Source organism: Halorhabdus utahensis DSM 12940 (genome assembly GCF_000023945.1).
Lineage (GTDB): Archaea > Halobacteriota > Halobacteria > Halobacteriales > Haloarculaceae > Halorhabdus > Halorhabdus utahensis.
The window spans coordinates 2,424,274-2,441,126 of sequence record NC_013158.1; the positions used below are offsets into that span (position 1 = coordinate 2,424,274).

10 protein-coding genes are annotated in these 16,853 nt (G+C 63.2%); 8 read left to right on the forward strand and 2 right to left on the reverse strand.

Going from position 1 to position 16,853, the window contains the following annotated elements; all coding sequences use genetic code 11:
* Positions 1-134: 134 nt before the first annotated feature.
* Positions 135-2,750 carry a methyl-accepting chemotaxis protein gene (locus HUTA_RS11665; RefSeq protein ID WP_015790115.1) on the reverse strand — a complete coding sequence of 872 codons (2,616 nt, stop codon included), beginning with the start codon at positions 2,748-2,750 and terminating at the stop codon, positions 135-137.
* A gap of 214 nt (positions 2,751-2,964) precedes the next feature.
* On the opposite strand from HUTA_RS11665, the gene HUTA_RS11670 reads away from it, so the two are divergent.
* Both HUTA_RS11670 and HUTA_RS11675 read left to right on the forward strand, forming a co-directional pair.
* Positions 2,965-3,393 carry a 30S ribosomal protein S12 gene (locus HUTA_RS11670; protein ID WP_008523925.1) on the forward strand — a complete coding sequence of 143 codons (429 nt, stop codon included), beginning with the start codon at positions 2,965-2,967 and terminating at the stop codon, positions 3,391-3,393.
* A 2-nt stretch (positions 3,394-3,395) separates the two neighbouring features.
* On the forward strand, positions 3,396-4,004 hold the full coding sequence (locus tag HUTA_RS11675) for a 30S ribosomal protein S7 (RefSeq protein ID WP_015790116.1): 609 nt from the start codon (positions 3,396-3,398) through the stop codon (positions 4,002-4,004).
* A gap of 162 nt (positions 4,005-4,166) precedes the next feature.
* Here the strand turns inward: HUTA_RS11675 and HUTA_RS11680 are convergent, their stop codons facing one another.
* The gene (locus tag HUTA_RS11680; protein WP_015790117.1) at positions 4,167-4,757 is read right to left on the reverse strand and encodes a 50S ribosomal protein L15e; all 591 of its coding nucleotides are present in this window, start codon (positions 4,755-4,757) and stop codon (positions 4,167-4,169) included.
* Positions 4,758-4,999: 242 nt separating this feature from the next.
* Between HUTA_RS11680 and HUTA_RS11685 the strand changes: the two genes are divergently transcribed.
* The 6 genes from HUTA_RS11685 (at position 5,000) to HUTA_RS11710 (ending at position 16,816) form a co-directional block, all read left to right on the forward strand.
* Positions 5,000-6,073, forward strand: coding sequence for a TrmB family transcriptional regulator (locus HUTA_RS11685; protein ID WP_015790118.1), 1,074 nt, complete (start codon positions 5,000-5,002; stop codon positions 6,071-6,073).
* Positions 6,074-6,489: 416 nt separating this feature from the next.
* On the forward strand, positions 6,490-8,601 hold the full coding sequence (locus HUTA_RS11690) for a cellulase family glycosylhydrolase (protein WP_015790119.1): 2,112 nt from the start codon (positions 6,490-6,492) through the stop codon (positions 8,599-8,601).
* A 21-nt stretch (positions 8,602-8,622) separates the two neighbouring features.
* Positions 8,623-10,929 carry a fibronectin type III domain-containing protein gene (locus HUTA_RS11695; protein ID WP_015790120.1) on the forward strand — a complete coding sequence of 769 codons (2,307 nt, stop codon included), beginning with the start codon at positions 8,623-8,625 and terminating at the stop codon, positions 10,927-10,929.
* A gap of 297 nt (positions 10,930-11,226) precedes the next feature.
* Complete coding sequence (locus tag HUTA_RS11700) at positions 11,227-12,750, forward strand: GH12 family glycosyl hydrolase domain-containing protein (RefSeq protein WP_015790121.1); 1,524 nt, start codon at positions 11,227-11,229, stop codon at positions 12,748-12,750.
* Positions 12,751-12,821: 71 nt separating this feature from the next.
* Positions 12,822-14,393 (forward strand): sialate O-acetylesterase, encoded by a 1,572-nt coding sequence (locus HUTA_RS11705; RefSeq protein WP_015790122.1) that lies wholly within the window; start codon positions 12,822-12,824, stop codon positions 14,391-14,393.
* Positions 14,394-14,569: 176 nt separating this feature from the next.
* Positions 14,570-16,816, forward strand: coding sequence for an endo-1,4-beta-xylanase (locus HUTA_RS11710; protein WP_015790123.1), 2,247 nt, complete (start codon positions 14,570-14,572; stop codon positions 16,814-16,816).
* Positions 16,817-16,853 lie beyond the last annotated feature (37 nt).

A 16,853-nucleotide genomic window follows, 5' to 3' on the forward strand; every position in this document is an offset into this window, starting at 1 on the left:
CATCACGTTTCCGACTGCCCGCTCATCCCGCGTCGGTGATATCGATATCCCGAACCGACTGTCGACTGTAGCAGAACAACCCGCTTTCGCCCCGATCACCGACCCCTGGGACGGAGTCGAGGCGTTCCGACGCGTCAGCGATCGGTGTCACCGCCGTCGGGTGCCGCCTCGGAGTCGTCCATCGCGGCCCCATCCTCACCACCAAGTCCGATATCGTCGTCTGCTTCGTCCGGTTCCTGTCCGTCGACCAGGTCGACGCCGTTGTCGCTTTCCTCTCCACTGTCGACGCTCCAGTCGGCTTCGCCGTCCGCCGCTTCGGTCTCGTCTATCGCCGAATCGGTGCCGAACTCGAATCCGGTGTCGTCTTCGTTCCGTTCGGTGGCCGTGTCACTGTCGCCTTCGACCTCGAAGCGATCGATGACGTCCCTGAGTTCGGTGGATTGCTCCGCCAGTGACTGGATCCGACTGCTGACTTGCGTGATCGACGCCGTCTGTTCCTCGGCGGCGGCCGAGACGTTCTCGGCCTGGCTCGCGGTCTCCTCGCTGATCGAACCGACCTCGTCCATCATCGCGACGACCTCCTCGGTGCTTGCGGCCTGGTCGTCGGTCGCGTCGTTGATCGACTGGATGCCGGTGTTGGCTTCCTCGACCTGCCCGACGAGTTCCTCTAAGAGCTGGACGGTGTCTTCGACGGTCTCGATACCGTCGGTGACGCTCTCGCCCATATCGTGCATGTCGTCGGCGACGTGGTCGGTCGCCGACTGGACGTCCTCGATGCGCCGTTCGATGTCCTGGGTCGCGTCGCTCGTCTCGGCGGCGAGGCTCTTGATCTCGTCGGCGACGACGGCGAAGCCTTCACCCGCTTCGCCCGCGCGCGCGGCCTCGATCGAAGCGTTCAACGCGAGCATGTTCGTCTGATCGGCGATCTCGTCGATGAGTTCGACGATCTCCTCGATCTCGGTCATCGCCGATTCGAGGCTCTCGACCTCCTCGATGGTGGCCTCGGCCTGGCTCTCGACCGCGTTCATCTCCTCGACCGCGTCCGAGCCGTATTGCCGCCCGGTCTCGCCGAGTTCAGCGGCCTGCTGGGACTTCTGGGCGACCTCGTCCGCGGAGGAGGCCACCTCCTCGATCGTCGCCGAGAGGTCGGTCAACTCGTCGGCGGCGGCCTGGACGTTCTCGTTCTGGCGGTCGGATCCGTTTGCGATCTCCTGGACCGAGGAACTCACGTCCTCGCTTACCCGTTTGACCTCGCGGGCACTCGAAGCGATGTCCTCGGCGGAGTCGTCGACATCCGCGGCGAAGGTCCTGACCTGTGTGAGCGCGTCCTGGAGCTCCGCCAGCATCTCGTTAGCCGCGACCGCGATGTCTGCCATCGCCTCGTTCTCGGCGGTTTCGTCGAGCCGCTGGGTCAGATCACCGTCGGCCGCATTGGCCATGACGGTGCTGAACTCGTTGGCCTTGGTCTGGAGAGATTCGGCTAGCTCCTTGGCCTCAGCTTCGGACACCTGGGCCTGCTTTCTGGCGGCTTCGATCTCCTCGATGGACTCCTGGAGGTCTGCCCGCATCGAGTCAAGCGACTCGCCGAGCTCACCCGGAACGTCCTCGTCCATGACCGGATCATCGAAGTCCTGGCGAGCCAGCGCCTCCGATTTGTCCGCGACGACGCCGAGGTACGATCGCGTCTCTCTGAACGCGTCCCGTACCTGGCCGATCTCGTCGATCCGACCGTCGTCTTTGATATCGACGTCGAGATTCCCGGCCGCGATCTCGTTTGCCCCCTCGCTGACGGATCTCATCGACGGGATGATGTCCTGCCGGACGAACAACGTCAACGCCAGCAGTCCCGCAAGTGTAACTCCGATCACGATTATCAACTGGTTGGTGACCGAGTCCCGCAGGGCGAAGGCCGTCGACTTCGGCGCGTGTTCGAGGGCAATCCAGTCGGTCTCGTTGACTGGCGCGTATCCCACTAGCTCGTCTCCTTGCGATGTCACGCCGACGCTTCCGTTTCTGGCTTCCTGAATCATCTCGACCGTCCCGTTCCCGCCGCCGTACGCCGTCAGCGTCACGTTTTTGTCTTCGTCAAATAGTATCGTCCCGTCCTCGTGGACGACAGTCGTCGATCCGTTCTCGATCGACGCCGTGAGGTCGCTCGCACGGCCGTGCACATCGTAGACGAGGATCATCCCGGTGGTCGCATCCGGCGTCCGGCTGATGTAGGCGAGTCTCGTCTCTCCATCGACGGTGTAGAACGTCCGAGCCCCGGTACTGTGATCGCCGTTCGCCGGGGTGATGCCGTTCCGTTCCCACGACAGGTTCCGGGCGGCGAGGGGTTCTCCCTGCAGACCGTCCGTCGTTGATCTGATTATCTCCCCGTTTTCGATGTTGACGTAGTGGATCGTCGTAAGCAGATCCCGCGCCAACACTTCGCCGGAGATGGTGTCTTTGATCCCGTCAGCGTTGAACTGCGAGGTCATGTAGTGGTTGGCGATCATCGTCGCGGTGTCACGCTGCCGTTGATCCCACTGTTGCATCGAGTCCGCAGTCTGGGTGACCGACGATTCGAGCTGCTGGGTTCGCATGTCCGTCAGTTGTGCCCCGACTGAGGACTGTGCGAGAAATCCGACCACCAGAACGAACACTGTCACGACAGCGACGACCAGCAGAAACTTCCGGACGTATCGTTTCCTGATCTGGTCCGGCAGTAACCGCTCGATCTGATTACTAATCCCTGACGACTTGCTCATTATCCGTCACTGCTTTCCCTCTTTCCCGGGGGGTTGCCTAAGTGTTGCCCCGTCAGTATCAAACTAAATATGCACAGTGTAAAATTCGGAAAATATCGCGTGATGGCGGCGATCCGTCGATCATGTGGTTCGATCCCATTCGCCACGATAGAACGGTTGACGGTGTCGGAAAAAGAAGACGCTTAAGTAGCTTCACGGGGTATTCCCGGTCACTATGGCAAACGGCAAGTACGCCGCACGCAAGCTCAAAAAGGATCGCCAGCAACATCGGTGGTCCGACTCGAAGTACGCCCGCCGCGAGCGCGGCCTGGGCGCGAAATCGGATCCCCTCGAAGGTGCACCACAGGGCCGCGGCATCGTCCTGGAGAAGGTCGGGATCGAGGCCAAACAGCCCAACTCGGCGATTCGGAAGTGTGTCCGGGTCCAGCTCATCAAGAACGGCAAACAGGTGACTGCGTTCTGTCCCGGTGACGGCGCTATCTCCTTTATCGACGAGCACGACGAGGTCACGATCGCGGGCATCGGCGGCGCGAAGGGTCGGGCGATGGGTGACCTTTCGGGCGTCAACTACAAGGTCGAGAAAGTCAACGGCGTCTCGATGATCGAACTCGTTCGCGGGAACGCCGAGAAACCGGTGCGATAACCATGAGTGCCGAGACAGACGCCGAGGCCGACGCCGAGGCCGAAACGGAGACGACTGGCGCAAAACTGTTCGGTAGCTGGGCAACAGACGACATCGAGTTCCGCGACCCCTCGACCGAACGGTACATCACGGTCACGCCGATCGCCCATACGATGGGTCGTCACGCCAAAAAGCAGTTCCAGAAGTCCGAAATCTCCATCGTCGAGCGCCTCATCAACCGGCTGATGCAGACCGAGGAGAACACGGGCAAGAAACAACAGAGTACGCGCCTCGTCCGTGAGGCTTTCGAGATCGTTCACAACAACACCGACGAGAATCCGATCCAGGTTCTCGTCCGGGCGATCGAGAACAGTGCGCCCCGCGAGGAGACCGTTCGCCTCAAGTACGGTGGCATCAGCGTGCCCAAGGCCGTCGACATCTCCCCGCAGCGCCGCGTCGATCAGGCCCTGAAGTTCATCGCCGAAGGGACCCACAACGCGTCGTTCAAGACGCCGACGGACGCCGAGGAGGCCCTCGCCCAGCAGCTGATGGGGGCTGCCAACAACGACGTCCAGACCTACGCCGTCAACCAGAAAGAGGAGAAAGAACGCGTCGCGGCTGCGGCCCGGTAATCGGTCTCTTTGCGTTCTGTCGTTGCACGGTCGGGTTCGATTTTCTCGCGCTTCCTCGAGCTCCCGGTCTACCAATAACGATAGACACAATGGCTCCGTCTGCTGAGCCCGTAGCAGCCACTGCTGTCGTCTCTGAAACCGATCCGCAAAACGGAGGGTCGGTTACTTCGCGCGGCCGCTGTCGCCGCTGTTGCTCGGCCGGGTGTGTTCGGTCCCCTTGCCGCGACCGTTGAGGCCACGGTTGCGCTGTCCGGCACTGGTCAGCCCGCGCATCGCGCGACTTTCGTGCTCGTCGTCACAGATCCAGTTGAGGTCGTCGTCGTTCTCGATCGCGGGGTGGTTCGGATCGACTAGGATCGTCTCGAACCACTTCTGGCTGCCGTCTTCGCCGACCCAGTATGAGTTGAGCACGCGAAGGTTGCGGTACTTCCGGGAGGCGCGTTCCTCGGCGACGCGCTGGAGGTTCTTCCGGCGCGTGATCCGGGTGACGCCCTGGCGTTTCGAGCGTCGACCGGCAATGTGTCGCTCCTTGCGAGCGCTGCCCTTGCGGACGCTCACGCGAGCGACGACGATACCCTGCTTTGCCTTGTAGCCGAGCGACCGGGCGCGGTCGAGTCGCGTCGGTCGCTCGACGCGTTCGATCGCCCCTTGCTCGCGCCAGCGCTGCATGCGCTGCCACTGGAGTTCGGCGACCTTTCCTTCGTCCGGGTTCTTCCAGGCGTCTCGGATGTGTGAGTAGAAGCTTCGTGCCATATCTTTCACCGCGGGCGTTGGGTGGTTCAGCCGGCTCCGCCGGCCACATTCCGACCTGCCTAAACAGGTGCCCGCTGGCTGCCCGCCGACCAGCGAGTTACTCACTCATACTTCGGTCGTCCTCTTAAGGAATTCGAACTTCCGTGAGTGAGATTGTTTTCACGGCCTGCAGAAGGCTGTGACCGCCGCATTCAAAACAATTAAATATCAAAACGAAACAGACAGTACGAGGGGAATGTACGATGGATAGAGACACACTCGTGGCAGGGCTATCGGACGCGGGGCTCTCGACGTATCAGGCGGACGCATACGTAACGCTCTTAGAACAGGGGGTATCGCCAGCTGTCGACGTTGCCAGACACTGCTCGATCCCAGGGCCGCGAATCTACGACGTGCTGAAGGAACTCGAACAACAGGGCTACGTCGAAACGCTGGACCGCGAGACGTTACACGCGCGTGCCTGCGATCCTGTCGAACTCATCGAGGACCTCCAGGACACGAGCGAGCGTCTCGCGGACGTCGCCGGGGAGATCGAGGACCGCTGGGAGCGGGCACCGCTGGGCGAACACGAGATGAATGTGACCAAGCGGGCCGAGACGACCATCGATCACGCCGAGGATCTGATCAGGAACGCCGAATCGACGATCGATCTCGCGTTGACGGACGACCGGCTGCTGGAGTTCGAGAGCGCACTCGCGGCGGCCTACGAGAACGACGTGGTGGTACGCGCGTCAGTCTTTCAGACCCGGGGCGACCAACCGGATCTCGCGTCCCATCCAGTTGGCGACGTCGTGACCGAACTTCGCCGTCGCTCAATCCGGAGTCCGTTCCTCGCGCTGGTCGACCGGACGCGGGCGTGTCTGGTTCCATCGACGCGTATGCCTGACCCGTACGGCGTCGTCGTCAACGACGACATCATCTCGTTTATCTTCCAGTGGTACTTCCAGACCTGTCTGTGGTCCGTCTGGGAACCGATCGGGAACCGTCAACGGTATCCCCTGATCTACGTCTGTCTCGAGGAGTTCGTCCGTGACGTCTATCCGCTGTGGTGGGACGAGGCGGTGATCTCGCTGACGGTCGAAGGGATCGATACGGACTCCGGTGAAGCACGGACTGTCTCCGGCGTCTTGCTCGAAGTCGTCTATTCAGGGCAGTCGGTGGACAACCACCGACCGACGCTGGCTGAACTCTCCGGGCAGTCCTCGATGATCCTCTGGACGACCGACGGTCGCTGTTCGGTCGGTGGCTGGGGCGCACTGGTCGAGGACCTCGAAGCCCGACGAATTACCCTCGACGGCATCGAGTGGCCAATGTAACCATCGACGGCTGGCACTGACCCTCGATTGTTCCGCGAATCTTTCACGCCCCGCGAACAGATTTTCACCACTTGATCCATTCTATCTGTGTGATTGTTCACGTGTCAACAACTCGTTTTTACCTCTATCAAAAGGGAGTGGGGGCTTTGAGTCATCGCCGTATACTCCCGAATTGTCCACTATTGATGTCCATCCTGATCACAAGGATCATTTGATGTGTTTCCATTGGTACCATAATATATAATAAATATTATACTATCTTTCTCTCGGCAAATTATCCAGATATACGGCGTATTAGGCCGTATAATTCGTTTTACGTTCTGATAAATAACTCACATCTCAATACAGCGAAACTATTTTATAGTGGCAATCCGTTGCAAATTCACACGCGCCAACGAGTGCGCGTCAGTGGCAGTATGACAGATCCAGACAGACCGCCTACCGGAGACAGAGAGGCATCGCAATCGAACACAACTACCGGCGGCGAGGGACCGTCGCGACGGACCTTCCTCAAGAGTAGCGTGCTGACCGGCGCACTCACGTTCGGCGTCGGGGCGGGCGCGCTGGGGAGTGCATCCGCCGCGATCCCGACGCCACAGCTCCACCGTGACGGCAACCTGATCAAGGATCCCGATGGCAACACCGTCACGCTGCGCGGCGTCAACATTGCCGATCCTAAGCGGATCAACGAGACCGCCCAAGCGCGCGGGATGACGGCGACGCAGGTCATCGACATGCTCACCGACGAGAGCAACGGCTGGTATCCGCGGATGATTCGCGTCCCGGTCCAGCCGGTCGACATCGGCGAGTATGAACCCGGTTCGGGACCGCCCGTCCCGGCGTTCAACGAGAGCGAGCTCGAATCGTATCTCAGCAATCACCTCGACGAGGTCGTTCAACGCTGTGCCGACCGTGGCGTCTACTGTATCATCGACTATCACCGCCACCGCGACGTCCAGTGGGCGGAGGGCCAGGACGGCCCCGTCAACACCGAGCTCCAGGACGAGGTCGACATGTTCTGGGACACGGTCGCGCCGCGGTACGCCGACCAATCGCACGTCCTCTATGAGGTGTACAACGAACCCACCGAGCCTGGGATGTGGGAGGATCCCACGACCACCCAGTGGGTCGCCGACATCTGGCAGCTCTGGCTCGAGATGGCCCAGCCGTGGGTCGACACGATCCGGAGTCACGCGGACAACCTGATCCTGATGGGCTCGCCCAGTTGGTCCCAGAGCCCGGAAGGCGCCCTCGTCGAGGAGTTCGACGGCGAGGACATCGCCTACACCTTCCACATCTATCCGGGTCACAACTCCAGCCAAAACCAGAACTGGGAGGACGCCTCGAACAACGGCGAGGGCGTCGCCGGCGTCTACGAGGAGGCCCCCCTGTTCGTGACCGAGTTCGGCTGGGAAGAGAACGGCGGACAGTATATCGGCGGGACCGACGACTTCGGGACCGCCTTTCTGGACTTCCTCGAGAAGAGCGAGGCCATCCACTGGACGGCCTGGTGTGCCGATCCCGTCTGGCGGCCAGTCATGTTCAGCCGTCCGTTCGCTGACAACGCGGACGACTCGGTCGGCGATCCCTACAACGGCACCGTCCCCGAGGCCTGCTCGGAGTTGCCCTGCGAGTGGGAACTGACGACGGGCAGCGGCTACATGGGCGACGACGTCAAGAGCGCCCTTGAGCAGTACCGCAACGACGGGATCCCCGGCGAGGGGACTGGCAATGGCGACGACGATGACGACGACGGTGACACGCAGGCCCCATCGGCGCCATCGAACGTCTCGGTCGCGTCGACGAGCGAGACCTCGGTCGAGGTCACCTGGAGCGCGTCGACGGATTCGGGCGGCTCCGGCCTCGACAGCTACGTCGTCACCGTCGACGGCAGCGAAGACCAGACGGTGCCGGCGGGAACCACGTCGGCGACCATCGACGGGCTCTCTGCCGGGACGACGTATCAGATCGCGGTTGCGGCGGTCGACGGGGCGGGCAACGAGTCCGCCGCGACAACCGTCGAAGCGACGACAGACGAGACCGACGACGGCGAGGACGGCCAGGACGATGGCGACGACGAAGCGCCGGCAGACGCCCTCATCGTCAACGACTACGACGGTGATCCGGCGTGGTCGTCCAACCGGAACGACCTCGGCCAGTGGTGTGGGGCCGGTTCCTTCGAGAACGATGGTGGCGACGTGCAGGATGGCGCACTGACGCTCGAATACGACAATGGCGGCTGGTTCGTCGAGCAGCTCGGCCAGGACGTCTCGGAGTACTCGGAAGCCGTCCTCCGGGTCCGTGGGGCAAACGGCGGCGAGGAGGACGAGTTCATCTTCGATATGGGTGGCGCGCGTGACATCCTGTCGAATCTGACCGACGATTCGATCTCGACATCGTTCTCGAACGTCACGATCGATCTCGAATCGGCAGGCATCGACCCGTCGGCTGGGGGCCTCTCAGTTCGGCTGAACTTCTGGCAAGGCGGCTCCAGCACGCTCGAAATCGAGGAGATCCGTCTGCAGTAATGCGGTTCGAAACACACGACAATGACAGATAACGACACGTACGACGGCGGCGAATCGACGACGAACGACAGTCGAATCATCGACGATGTCTCGCGGCGAGACGTTCTCAAGGCGGCGGGGGCGAGCGCACTCACGGCCGGGTTCGCAAGCAGCATCGTCGGCTCGGTTTCGGCGGCCGGCATCCCGACGCCGTGGCTCGAACGCGACGGCAACCTGCTTCGGGATCCCGACGGCAATCAGGTCATCCTTCGCGGGGTCAACATGGCCGATCCGGCCCGGCTGGCGCGGTCCTGGCGGAGCAAGGATTCGATGGGCGTTTTCGACAAAGCCACGAACACTGACGAGTCAAACGACGGTGGCTGGCACAACAACATCCTCCGGGTTCCGACCCAGCCACAGGACATCGGGGACGCCGGGTCCGGGAGCATCGGCAGTATGCCCCACGGAGACGACTGGGGCCCGCTGCTGCCCGGCCAGATCGACGAGTCGGATCTGGAGACCTACTTCTCGGATTACATCGACCCGATCGTCGACGCCGCCGAGGAGGAAGGCCTCTACGTGATGATCGACTATCACCGCCACTTCCCGATCTTCCACCAGCCTCAGCACGAGGAGGATCTCGGTGACTATCAGTGCGGGAACGAGTCCTTCGAAAACGACATCGGCTTCTGTGGCGAACGTGGTGTGCTCTGGCACTCAGAGGAGCAGGCCTCCCAGCTCGATGGCTACACCGAGGAGTACGCCGCCGAGCTCAACCAGGAGCTCCAGATGTACTGGAACTTCGTCGCGCCGCGGTACAACGACCGCTCGCACGTGGTCTATGACATCTACAACGAGCCGACTGGTCCCTACGCCGGTGACTGGGGCTCGCCGACCGAACTGCCCGCGACCGGCGAGGAGGGTGAAGAAAACCCCTCATACGACGCCGATGCGAACCAGGAGTACTGGGACATGTGGGTCGACCGTGCCCAGCCGTGGGTCGACACGGTCCGCGAACACGCGCCCGACAACCTCATCACGATCGGCTCGCCGCGGTGGAGTCAGCTCACCTACTGGGCACCGACCAACGAGTTCGACGGCGAGAACATCTGTTACACCGGCCACGTCTACACCCACGAGGGGATGCGACCCCTGTCGGACTCCTTCGGCACGGCCGCCGAGGAGGTACCGATGTTCTTCAGCGAGTTCGGCTGGGCCGAGGGCGGCGGTCGCGACGGCTTCAGCTTCCTCGAAGGGACGACCTCCGAGTACGCCGACGGCTTCGAGACCTTCCTCGATGAGTACCCGGTCCACCCGATCTGCTGGAACTTCGATCACACCTGGGAGCCCTCTTTCTTCGTCCACGACGAGAGTCAGGACGGCGACTGGGTCATCCACGACTACGAGGCCCGTCCCGCACAGTGGTGGCAGGAGTATCTCTATGAGAACCGGAATGACGACCTGCCGGGCAGTGGCGGCGACGATGACGACACGACGGCACCATCGATCCCGTCGAACCTCACCGTGACCGACGAGACGAGTTCCTCGATCACGGTCTCCTGGAGCGCTTCCACGGATTCGGGCACGGCTGGACTCGCGCAGTACAACGTCCTCGTCGACGGCTCGCTGGAGCAGACGGTCTCGGCCGGCACGACGAGTGCGACTATCTCCGGACTGGCCGCCGACACGTCCTACCAGATCGCGGTCTCGGCCGAGGACGGTGCCGGTAACACGTCCGGCACGACGACGATCACGGCCGACACCGACGCCGGCAGCGACGACGGTGACACGCAAGCGCCGTCGGCCCCGTCGAACGTCTCGGTCGAGTCGACGACGGAAACCTCGGTCGAGGTCTCCTGGAGCGCATCGACGGATTCGGGCGGTTCCGGTCTCGACAGCTACGTCGTCTCCGTCGACGGCTCCCAGGACCGGACGGTCCCGGCCGGCACGACGAGTGCGACGGTCGACGGCCTCTCCGCTGGAACGTCCTACCAGATCGGGGTCAGCGCGGTCGACGGTGCGGGCAACGAGTCCGCCGCGACGACCGTCGGGGCCACGACGAGCGAATCCGACGATGACGACGGGACGTCCGGGGAGCCGATTGCGACGATCGATCCGGGGACGACCTCGGCCTCGACCGGCGACCTGGTCCAGTTCTGGATCTCCGACGAGACCGGTAACCAGACCTGGATCACCGGGCTGGAGTGGGAACTCGGCAACGGCACCACCGGGCGCGGCTGGTACACCGACGAGCGCTACCAGTCGACAGGTACCTACACGGTCACGCTGACCGCGACCAACAACGAGGGCGAGACGTCCACCGACGAAGTCGAGGTGACCATCTCCTGATCCGTCGACCAGGTGTCCGCGCGTAGCGCCGGCACGCCCGCGGCGGTCGCGGGTTCGATCGCCTCGCTGACGCGGGCCTCTCGGATGTCGACCTGCTGTCGAGAGCCGATCGAATTCACACACGCATCGATCAATTAGCCATCCAGCGACCAATGGGAGACAGCACGACACGTTCGAACGTGCCCTTCCGACGACCACGACAGCGCAGAACGACCCTACCGGCCGGCCGTGTTACGGGGGTAACGGATGCCTGGCCGAGTTACGGGGCCCGTTCTGGCGAAGCCACGACCCACAGCCATGACACGTGATGATACGGACGAACCGACGGGAGAATCGACTACCAGTGCCACGACCACCGATTCCGGGGGGCGATCACGCGATCGTCCGTCCGTCTCGGCCCAAACCCGTCGGCGGTTCCTCCTGACGGGGGCCGGCGTAGGGTTGGGTGCGCTCGCACTCAACGCGAGCGGGCCGGCCTCGGCGGCGACGGTCGAGGAGGTCTGTAACTCCGACGACTACGGGTCGATCGACGTCGCCGACGGGTTCACCCTGGTGGACAACCAGTGGGGGAACTCAAACGCCGATCAGTGTGTCTGGCTCAACGACGACGGCAGTTACGGCTATGACTTCGACGCCGCGGGTGGCAGTGGGATCAACTATCCCGAGGTGATCTGTGGGACGAAACCCTGGGGGACTGACACCGGGGTGGCGGAGTTCCCGATTCGGCGTCGGGACGTTGACGAACTCGTTATCGACGTCGAGGCCGAGTACTCCGAGTCCGGCGGCGAGTGGGACTGGGCCGAGGAGTGGTGGCTGATGGACCAGCCACCGAGCCAGGAGACCGGGACCCACCAGTACGAGATCATGCTTCTCCTGGACTGGAACGACCAGCACGACCACGGCGCGGTCGAGGCCGAGAACGTCTGGACCGACCGATTCGGCAACACCGTCGATCATTGGACGACCTACAACTCCGGCGGAACGAATGCGACGTTCTACATCTTCCGAATCCAGGGCGGTCACGACGGCGGCCGGATCGACCTGACCGAGATCGTCGACTATCTGACCGCGGAACACGGCGTCGACGAGAGTCTCTGGCTCTCGGGTGTCGAACTCGGCAACGAGTACTGGGAGGGCAGTTCCGGCGAGACTACCTACAACACCTTCGACGTCACGATCAACGGGTCGACCTACGAAAGCGGGAGCGGGACCGACACGCCGACCCCGACTGAGACGCCGACTCCGACTGAGACGCCGACCCCGACCGAGACGCCGACGGACACTGAAACCGAGACGCCGACGGACACTGAAACCGAGACGCCGACAGACACTGAAACCGAGACGCCGACAGACACTGAAACCGAGACGGAGACGCCGTCGGGTGACGCGCTCGTCGTCAACGATTACGACGGCGATCCGGCGTGGTCGAGCAATCGCAACGATCTCGGGCAGTGGTGCGGGGCCGGCTCCTTCGAGAACGGGAGCGGCGACGTGCAGGACGGCGCACTCGTTCTGGAGTACGACAACGCCGGCTGGTTCCAGGAGCAAATCAATCAAGACCTTTCGGGGTATTCGGACCTCGTCTTCGTCCTCAGCGGCGCCGATGGCGGCGAAGAAGACGACTTCCTGCTTGACGTCGGTGGCGCTCGCGGGCTTCTCTCGGCGTTCAGCGACGATGCCATCGGGACGTCGGCTTCGACGGTCACCGTCGACATGGAGTCGGCCGGCATCGATCCGTCAGCCGGGGGACTGTCGGTCCGATTGAACTTCTGGCAGGGCGGCAGTGGCACGCTCGAAATCGACGAGATCCGATTCGAATAGGGGCGCAACTACTCGATTCGCCTGCCGTTGGCGTCTCATCGGGGGGTCGACCGGGGGAACGAAACAAAAATATGACACGACGCACGAACGATACCGGCGAAGTAGATGAGAAACCAAGTAGCGGTGCTGAGCAGCAAGGTTCGAACGACTCGACCGGCTCCAGGGACCCGTCTCGACGTGACTTCCTGAAGGCCGGTGCCGCGGTCGGTGCAGGGACGTTCGCGGTCGGACTCGGGCAGCAGGCCACGGCGACCACGGCGACGGACCCGTCGAATCTTGATCTGTACCTGCTGTTCGGCCAGTCGAACATGGAGGGACAGGGACCGATCGAAGCCCAGGACAGGGAGACCCATCCGCGGATCCACGTCCTCGCTGACAAGACCTGTCCGAACCTCGATCGCGAGTATGGCGAGTGGTATCTGGCCGAACCGCCGCTCAACCGATGCTATGGGAAGCTCGGTCCCGGCGATTACTTCGCGAAGTCCATGATCGAGGAGATGCCGGACGACCGGTCGATCGGTCTCGTTCCCGCAGCCGTCAGCGGGGCCGACATTGCTCTCTTCGAAAAGGGGGCACCGATCGGTCGGAACGACCGCGACATCCCCTCCCAGTTCGACGGCGGCTACGAATGGATGGTCGATCTTGCCGAAACGGCCCAGCAAGTCGGGACGTTCAGGGGCATTCTGTTCCACCAGGGCGAGACGAACACGAACGATCAGCAGTGGACCGATCAGGTCCAGGGTATCGTCGAGGATCTCCGCGCCGACCTCGGTATCGGCAACGTCCCGTTCCTGGCGGGTGAGATGCTCTATGACTCGGCTGGGGGGTGTTGTGGCTCGCACAACACTGAAGTCAACGAACTCCCGGACGTCATCGAGAACGCTCACGTCGTCTCGGCTGAAGGACTTGCCGGCCAGGATTACGCGCACTTCACGTCCGAAGCGTATCGAGAACTCGGCCGTCGCTACGCTGCGGAGATGCTGGAACACGTCGACGTCAGCGGCGGGACCGACGACGGATCCGGCGGCAACTCCGGTGATGATTCGGGTGGCAACGATGGCGATGGGTCGGGCAGTGACTCCGATGATGACTCGGACAGTGACACTGGCGACTCCGGCGATGATTCGGGCAGTGATACCGGCGATAGTTCGGGCGATGACGCCGGTAGCGACTCAGGGGGTTCCAGCGAGTATCCCACGTGGGATTCAACTGCCGTTTATCGCACCGGCGATCGGGTCGTCCACGACGGACGCGTCTGGGAGGCCCAGTGGTACACCCAGGATCAGGAACCCCGCGAGGAGGACTACTACGTCTGGCAACCTGTCGAGGACGAAAGCGCCGGTAATTCCGGCGGTGACACCAGCGGGGAATCGGGTGGTGACACCGGTAACTTGAACGCCGAGATGGATCCGAGCACGACAGCGGCCAGTGTCGGTGAGCGGGTCACGTTCCGCGTCACCGACACGAGCGGTTCGAGCAATTGGCTCACTTCTCTGGCGTTCGATTTCGGAGACGGGATGACAGCCACCGGGTGGTGGGCTGCCCATTCCTTCGATTCGCCGGGCACCTACACCGTCACGCTCACCGCGACCGACAACGGGGGTGCATCGACCACTCACGAGGTGACGATCACGGTCTCGTAAACCGAGTTCCGGGCTCCACTAGCCGCGTCCACTCCGTGGTCGATCCACGGTTCGGCCCACCGGACGGTGCGGCTCGGTGACCGATCGAACCGACGACTGACCGCAGCGTGACCGATCCCCGCCCGACGTCACCGAGTGGCGATCGGGATCGGCGAGCACAACACACGACGATACCGATGACACCAGACACGAACGACGACATCGACACATCGACAGCCGGCCCCGTCGAGGCTGACGATTCTGTCGGCTCGATGGACCGGCGAGACTATCTCCAGACCGTCGCGGCAGCGGCCGCGGCGGCCGGACTCGGCGCTGCCACAACGGGTGGCGCAGCCGCCGAGACGGCTGACACTTCCTTGAGTATCGACGAACGGATCGAAGAACACCGGACAGGCACTCTTGAGGTTGTCGTCGAGAACCCCGACGGCTCGACGGTCTCGGACGCCGAGGTCTCGATCGCCCAGCAGGAACACGCGTTCAGCTTCGGCACCGCCGTCAACGCCGACAGGCTCGTCAACGAGAGCGACCCCGGCGACAACTACCGCGAGTACGTCCCGGAGCTGTTCAACACGGCGGTGCTCGGCAACCACCACAAGTGGCGGTTCTGGGAGAACAACCGGGAGGTCGCCGACGAGGCGACGAACTGGCTGCTCGATCAGGGACTGGACATGCGCGGACACGTCTGTCTCTGGGGTCGGGAGGACGTCGCGGCGATCCCGGACGATATCTTGACGGCGATCGAGGAACGCGACGCCGAGACGATCCGCGAGCGTTCGATGGCCCACATCGAGGAGATCATCACCCACTACGGCGAGGACATCACCGACTGGGACGTCGTCAACGAGGCGATGCACGCCTACCAGCTCCAGCTCGGTGTCTACGGCGACCGGATCGACACCGAGGAGCCCTGGAACGGTGAGATCGTCCCGTGGACCTCCCCACTCCTGGCGGCGTGGTACGAGCAGGCCGCGTCGGTGATCGCGGAGCACGACCTCGACGTCGGCATCGCGGTCAACGACTTCAACCAGTTCCCCTACGCCTACACGGACAACCGCTACGAGTCGGAGATCGATCACATCAACGCCAACGGGGCACAGCTGGACACGGTCGGCCTCCAGGCACACATTGCCGCCCGAGAGGGCGAGTTCAATTCCAACGACGATCCGGACGGCCGGATCGACGCCGACCAGGTCGTCTCGGAGATCAACACGTGGGCCGACCACGGCGCACGCGTGAAGATCACGGAGTTCGACACGTACAACGGCGACGACTGGAACTCAGATGAGGAACGCGCCGACGTGACGGAGAACTACCTCCGGGGTGCGTTCAGCCATCCTGGCGTCGACGCGTTCATCATGTGGGGCTTCTGGGACGGCGACCACTGGGAAGACGAAGCGCCGCTGTTCTACGAGGACTGGTCGCAGAAACCCGCATACGATGTCTGGACCGGCCTGGTCTACGACGAGTGGTGGACCGACGACTCCGGCACGACTGACTCCAGAGGGGCCTACACCACGACGGCGTTCCTGGGTGACCACGAAGTCACCGTCAGTACCGATAGCGCAGAGACGACCGAGTCAGTCGAAGTCACGGATGCCTCGGGCACGACGACGGTCACGGTCACCGTCGCGGGTGACGGCAGCGCCGCGGACGACACCCAGCCGCCGTCGGTGCCGACGAATCTCTCGGTGTCGACGACGACCGACTCGACGGTCACCGTCTCCTGGGACGGCGTGACGGACAACGGGACCGCCGGGCTGGACCAGTACGTCGTCTCCGTGGGCGGCTCACAGGACCAGACGATCGGTGCCGGCATGACGACCGCGACGGTCGAGGGGCTCGACGCGGCGGCGACCTACGAGATCGGCGTCTCGGCAGTCGACAGTGCGGGCAACGAGTCCGACGCCGCGACCGTACAGGCCACGACCGCGGAAGCCGACGACGGCGAAGACGATGAGGGCGACGGCACTGACGACGAGACGCCAGCCGAGGCACTCGTCGTCAACGACTACGACGGCGACCCGGCGTGGGCGTCCAATCGAAACGATCTCGGCCAGTGGTGCGGGGCTGGCTCGTTCGAGAACGGTGGCGGCGAGGTCGAGGACGGGGCGCTGGTCCTCGAATACGACAATGCCGGCTGGTTCGTCGAGCAGCTCAACCAGGACGTCTCGGAGTACTCGGAACTGGTGTTGGTCCTGGCCGGTGACGACGTCCAAGCGGACGAGTTCCTGCTGGACGTGGGTGGCGCTCGCGGGCTCCTCTCTGCGTTCACCGACGACGCCATCGGAACGTCGGCCTCGACCGTCACCGTCGACATGGAATCGGCAGGTATCGACCCGTCGACCGGGGGGCTCTCGGTTCGACTGAACTTCTGGCAGGGCGGCAGTGGCACGCTCGAAATCGAGGAGATCCGCTTCCAGTAGCGGATTCGCCCTCGAAACGCAGCGGAACGACATATCA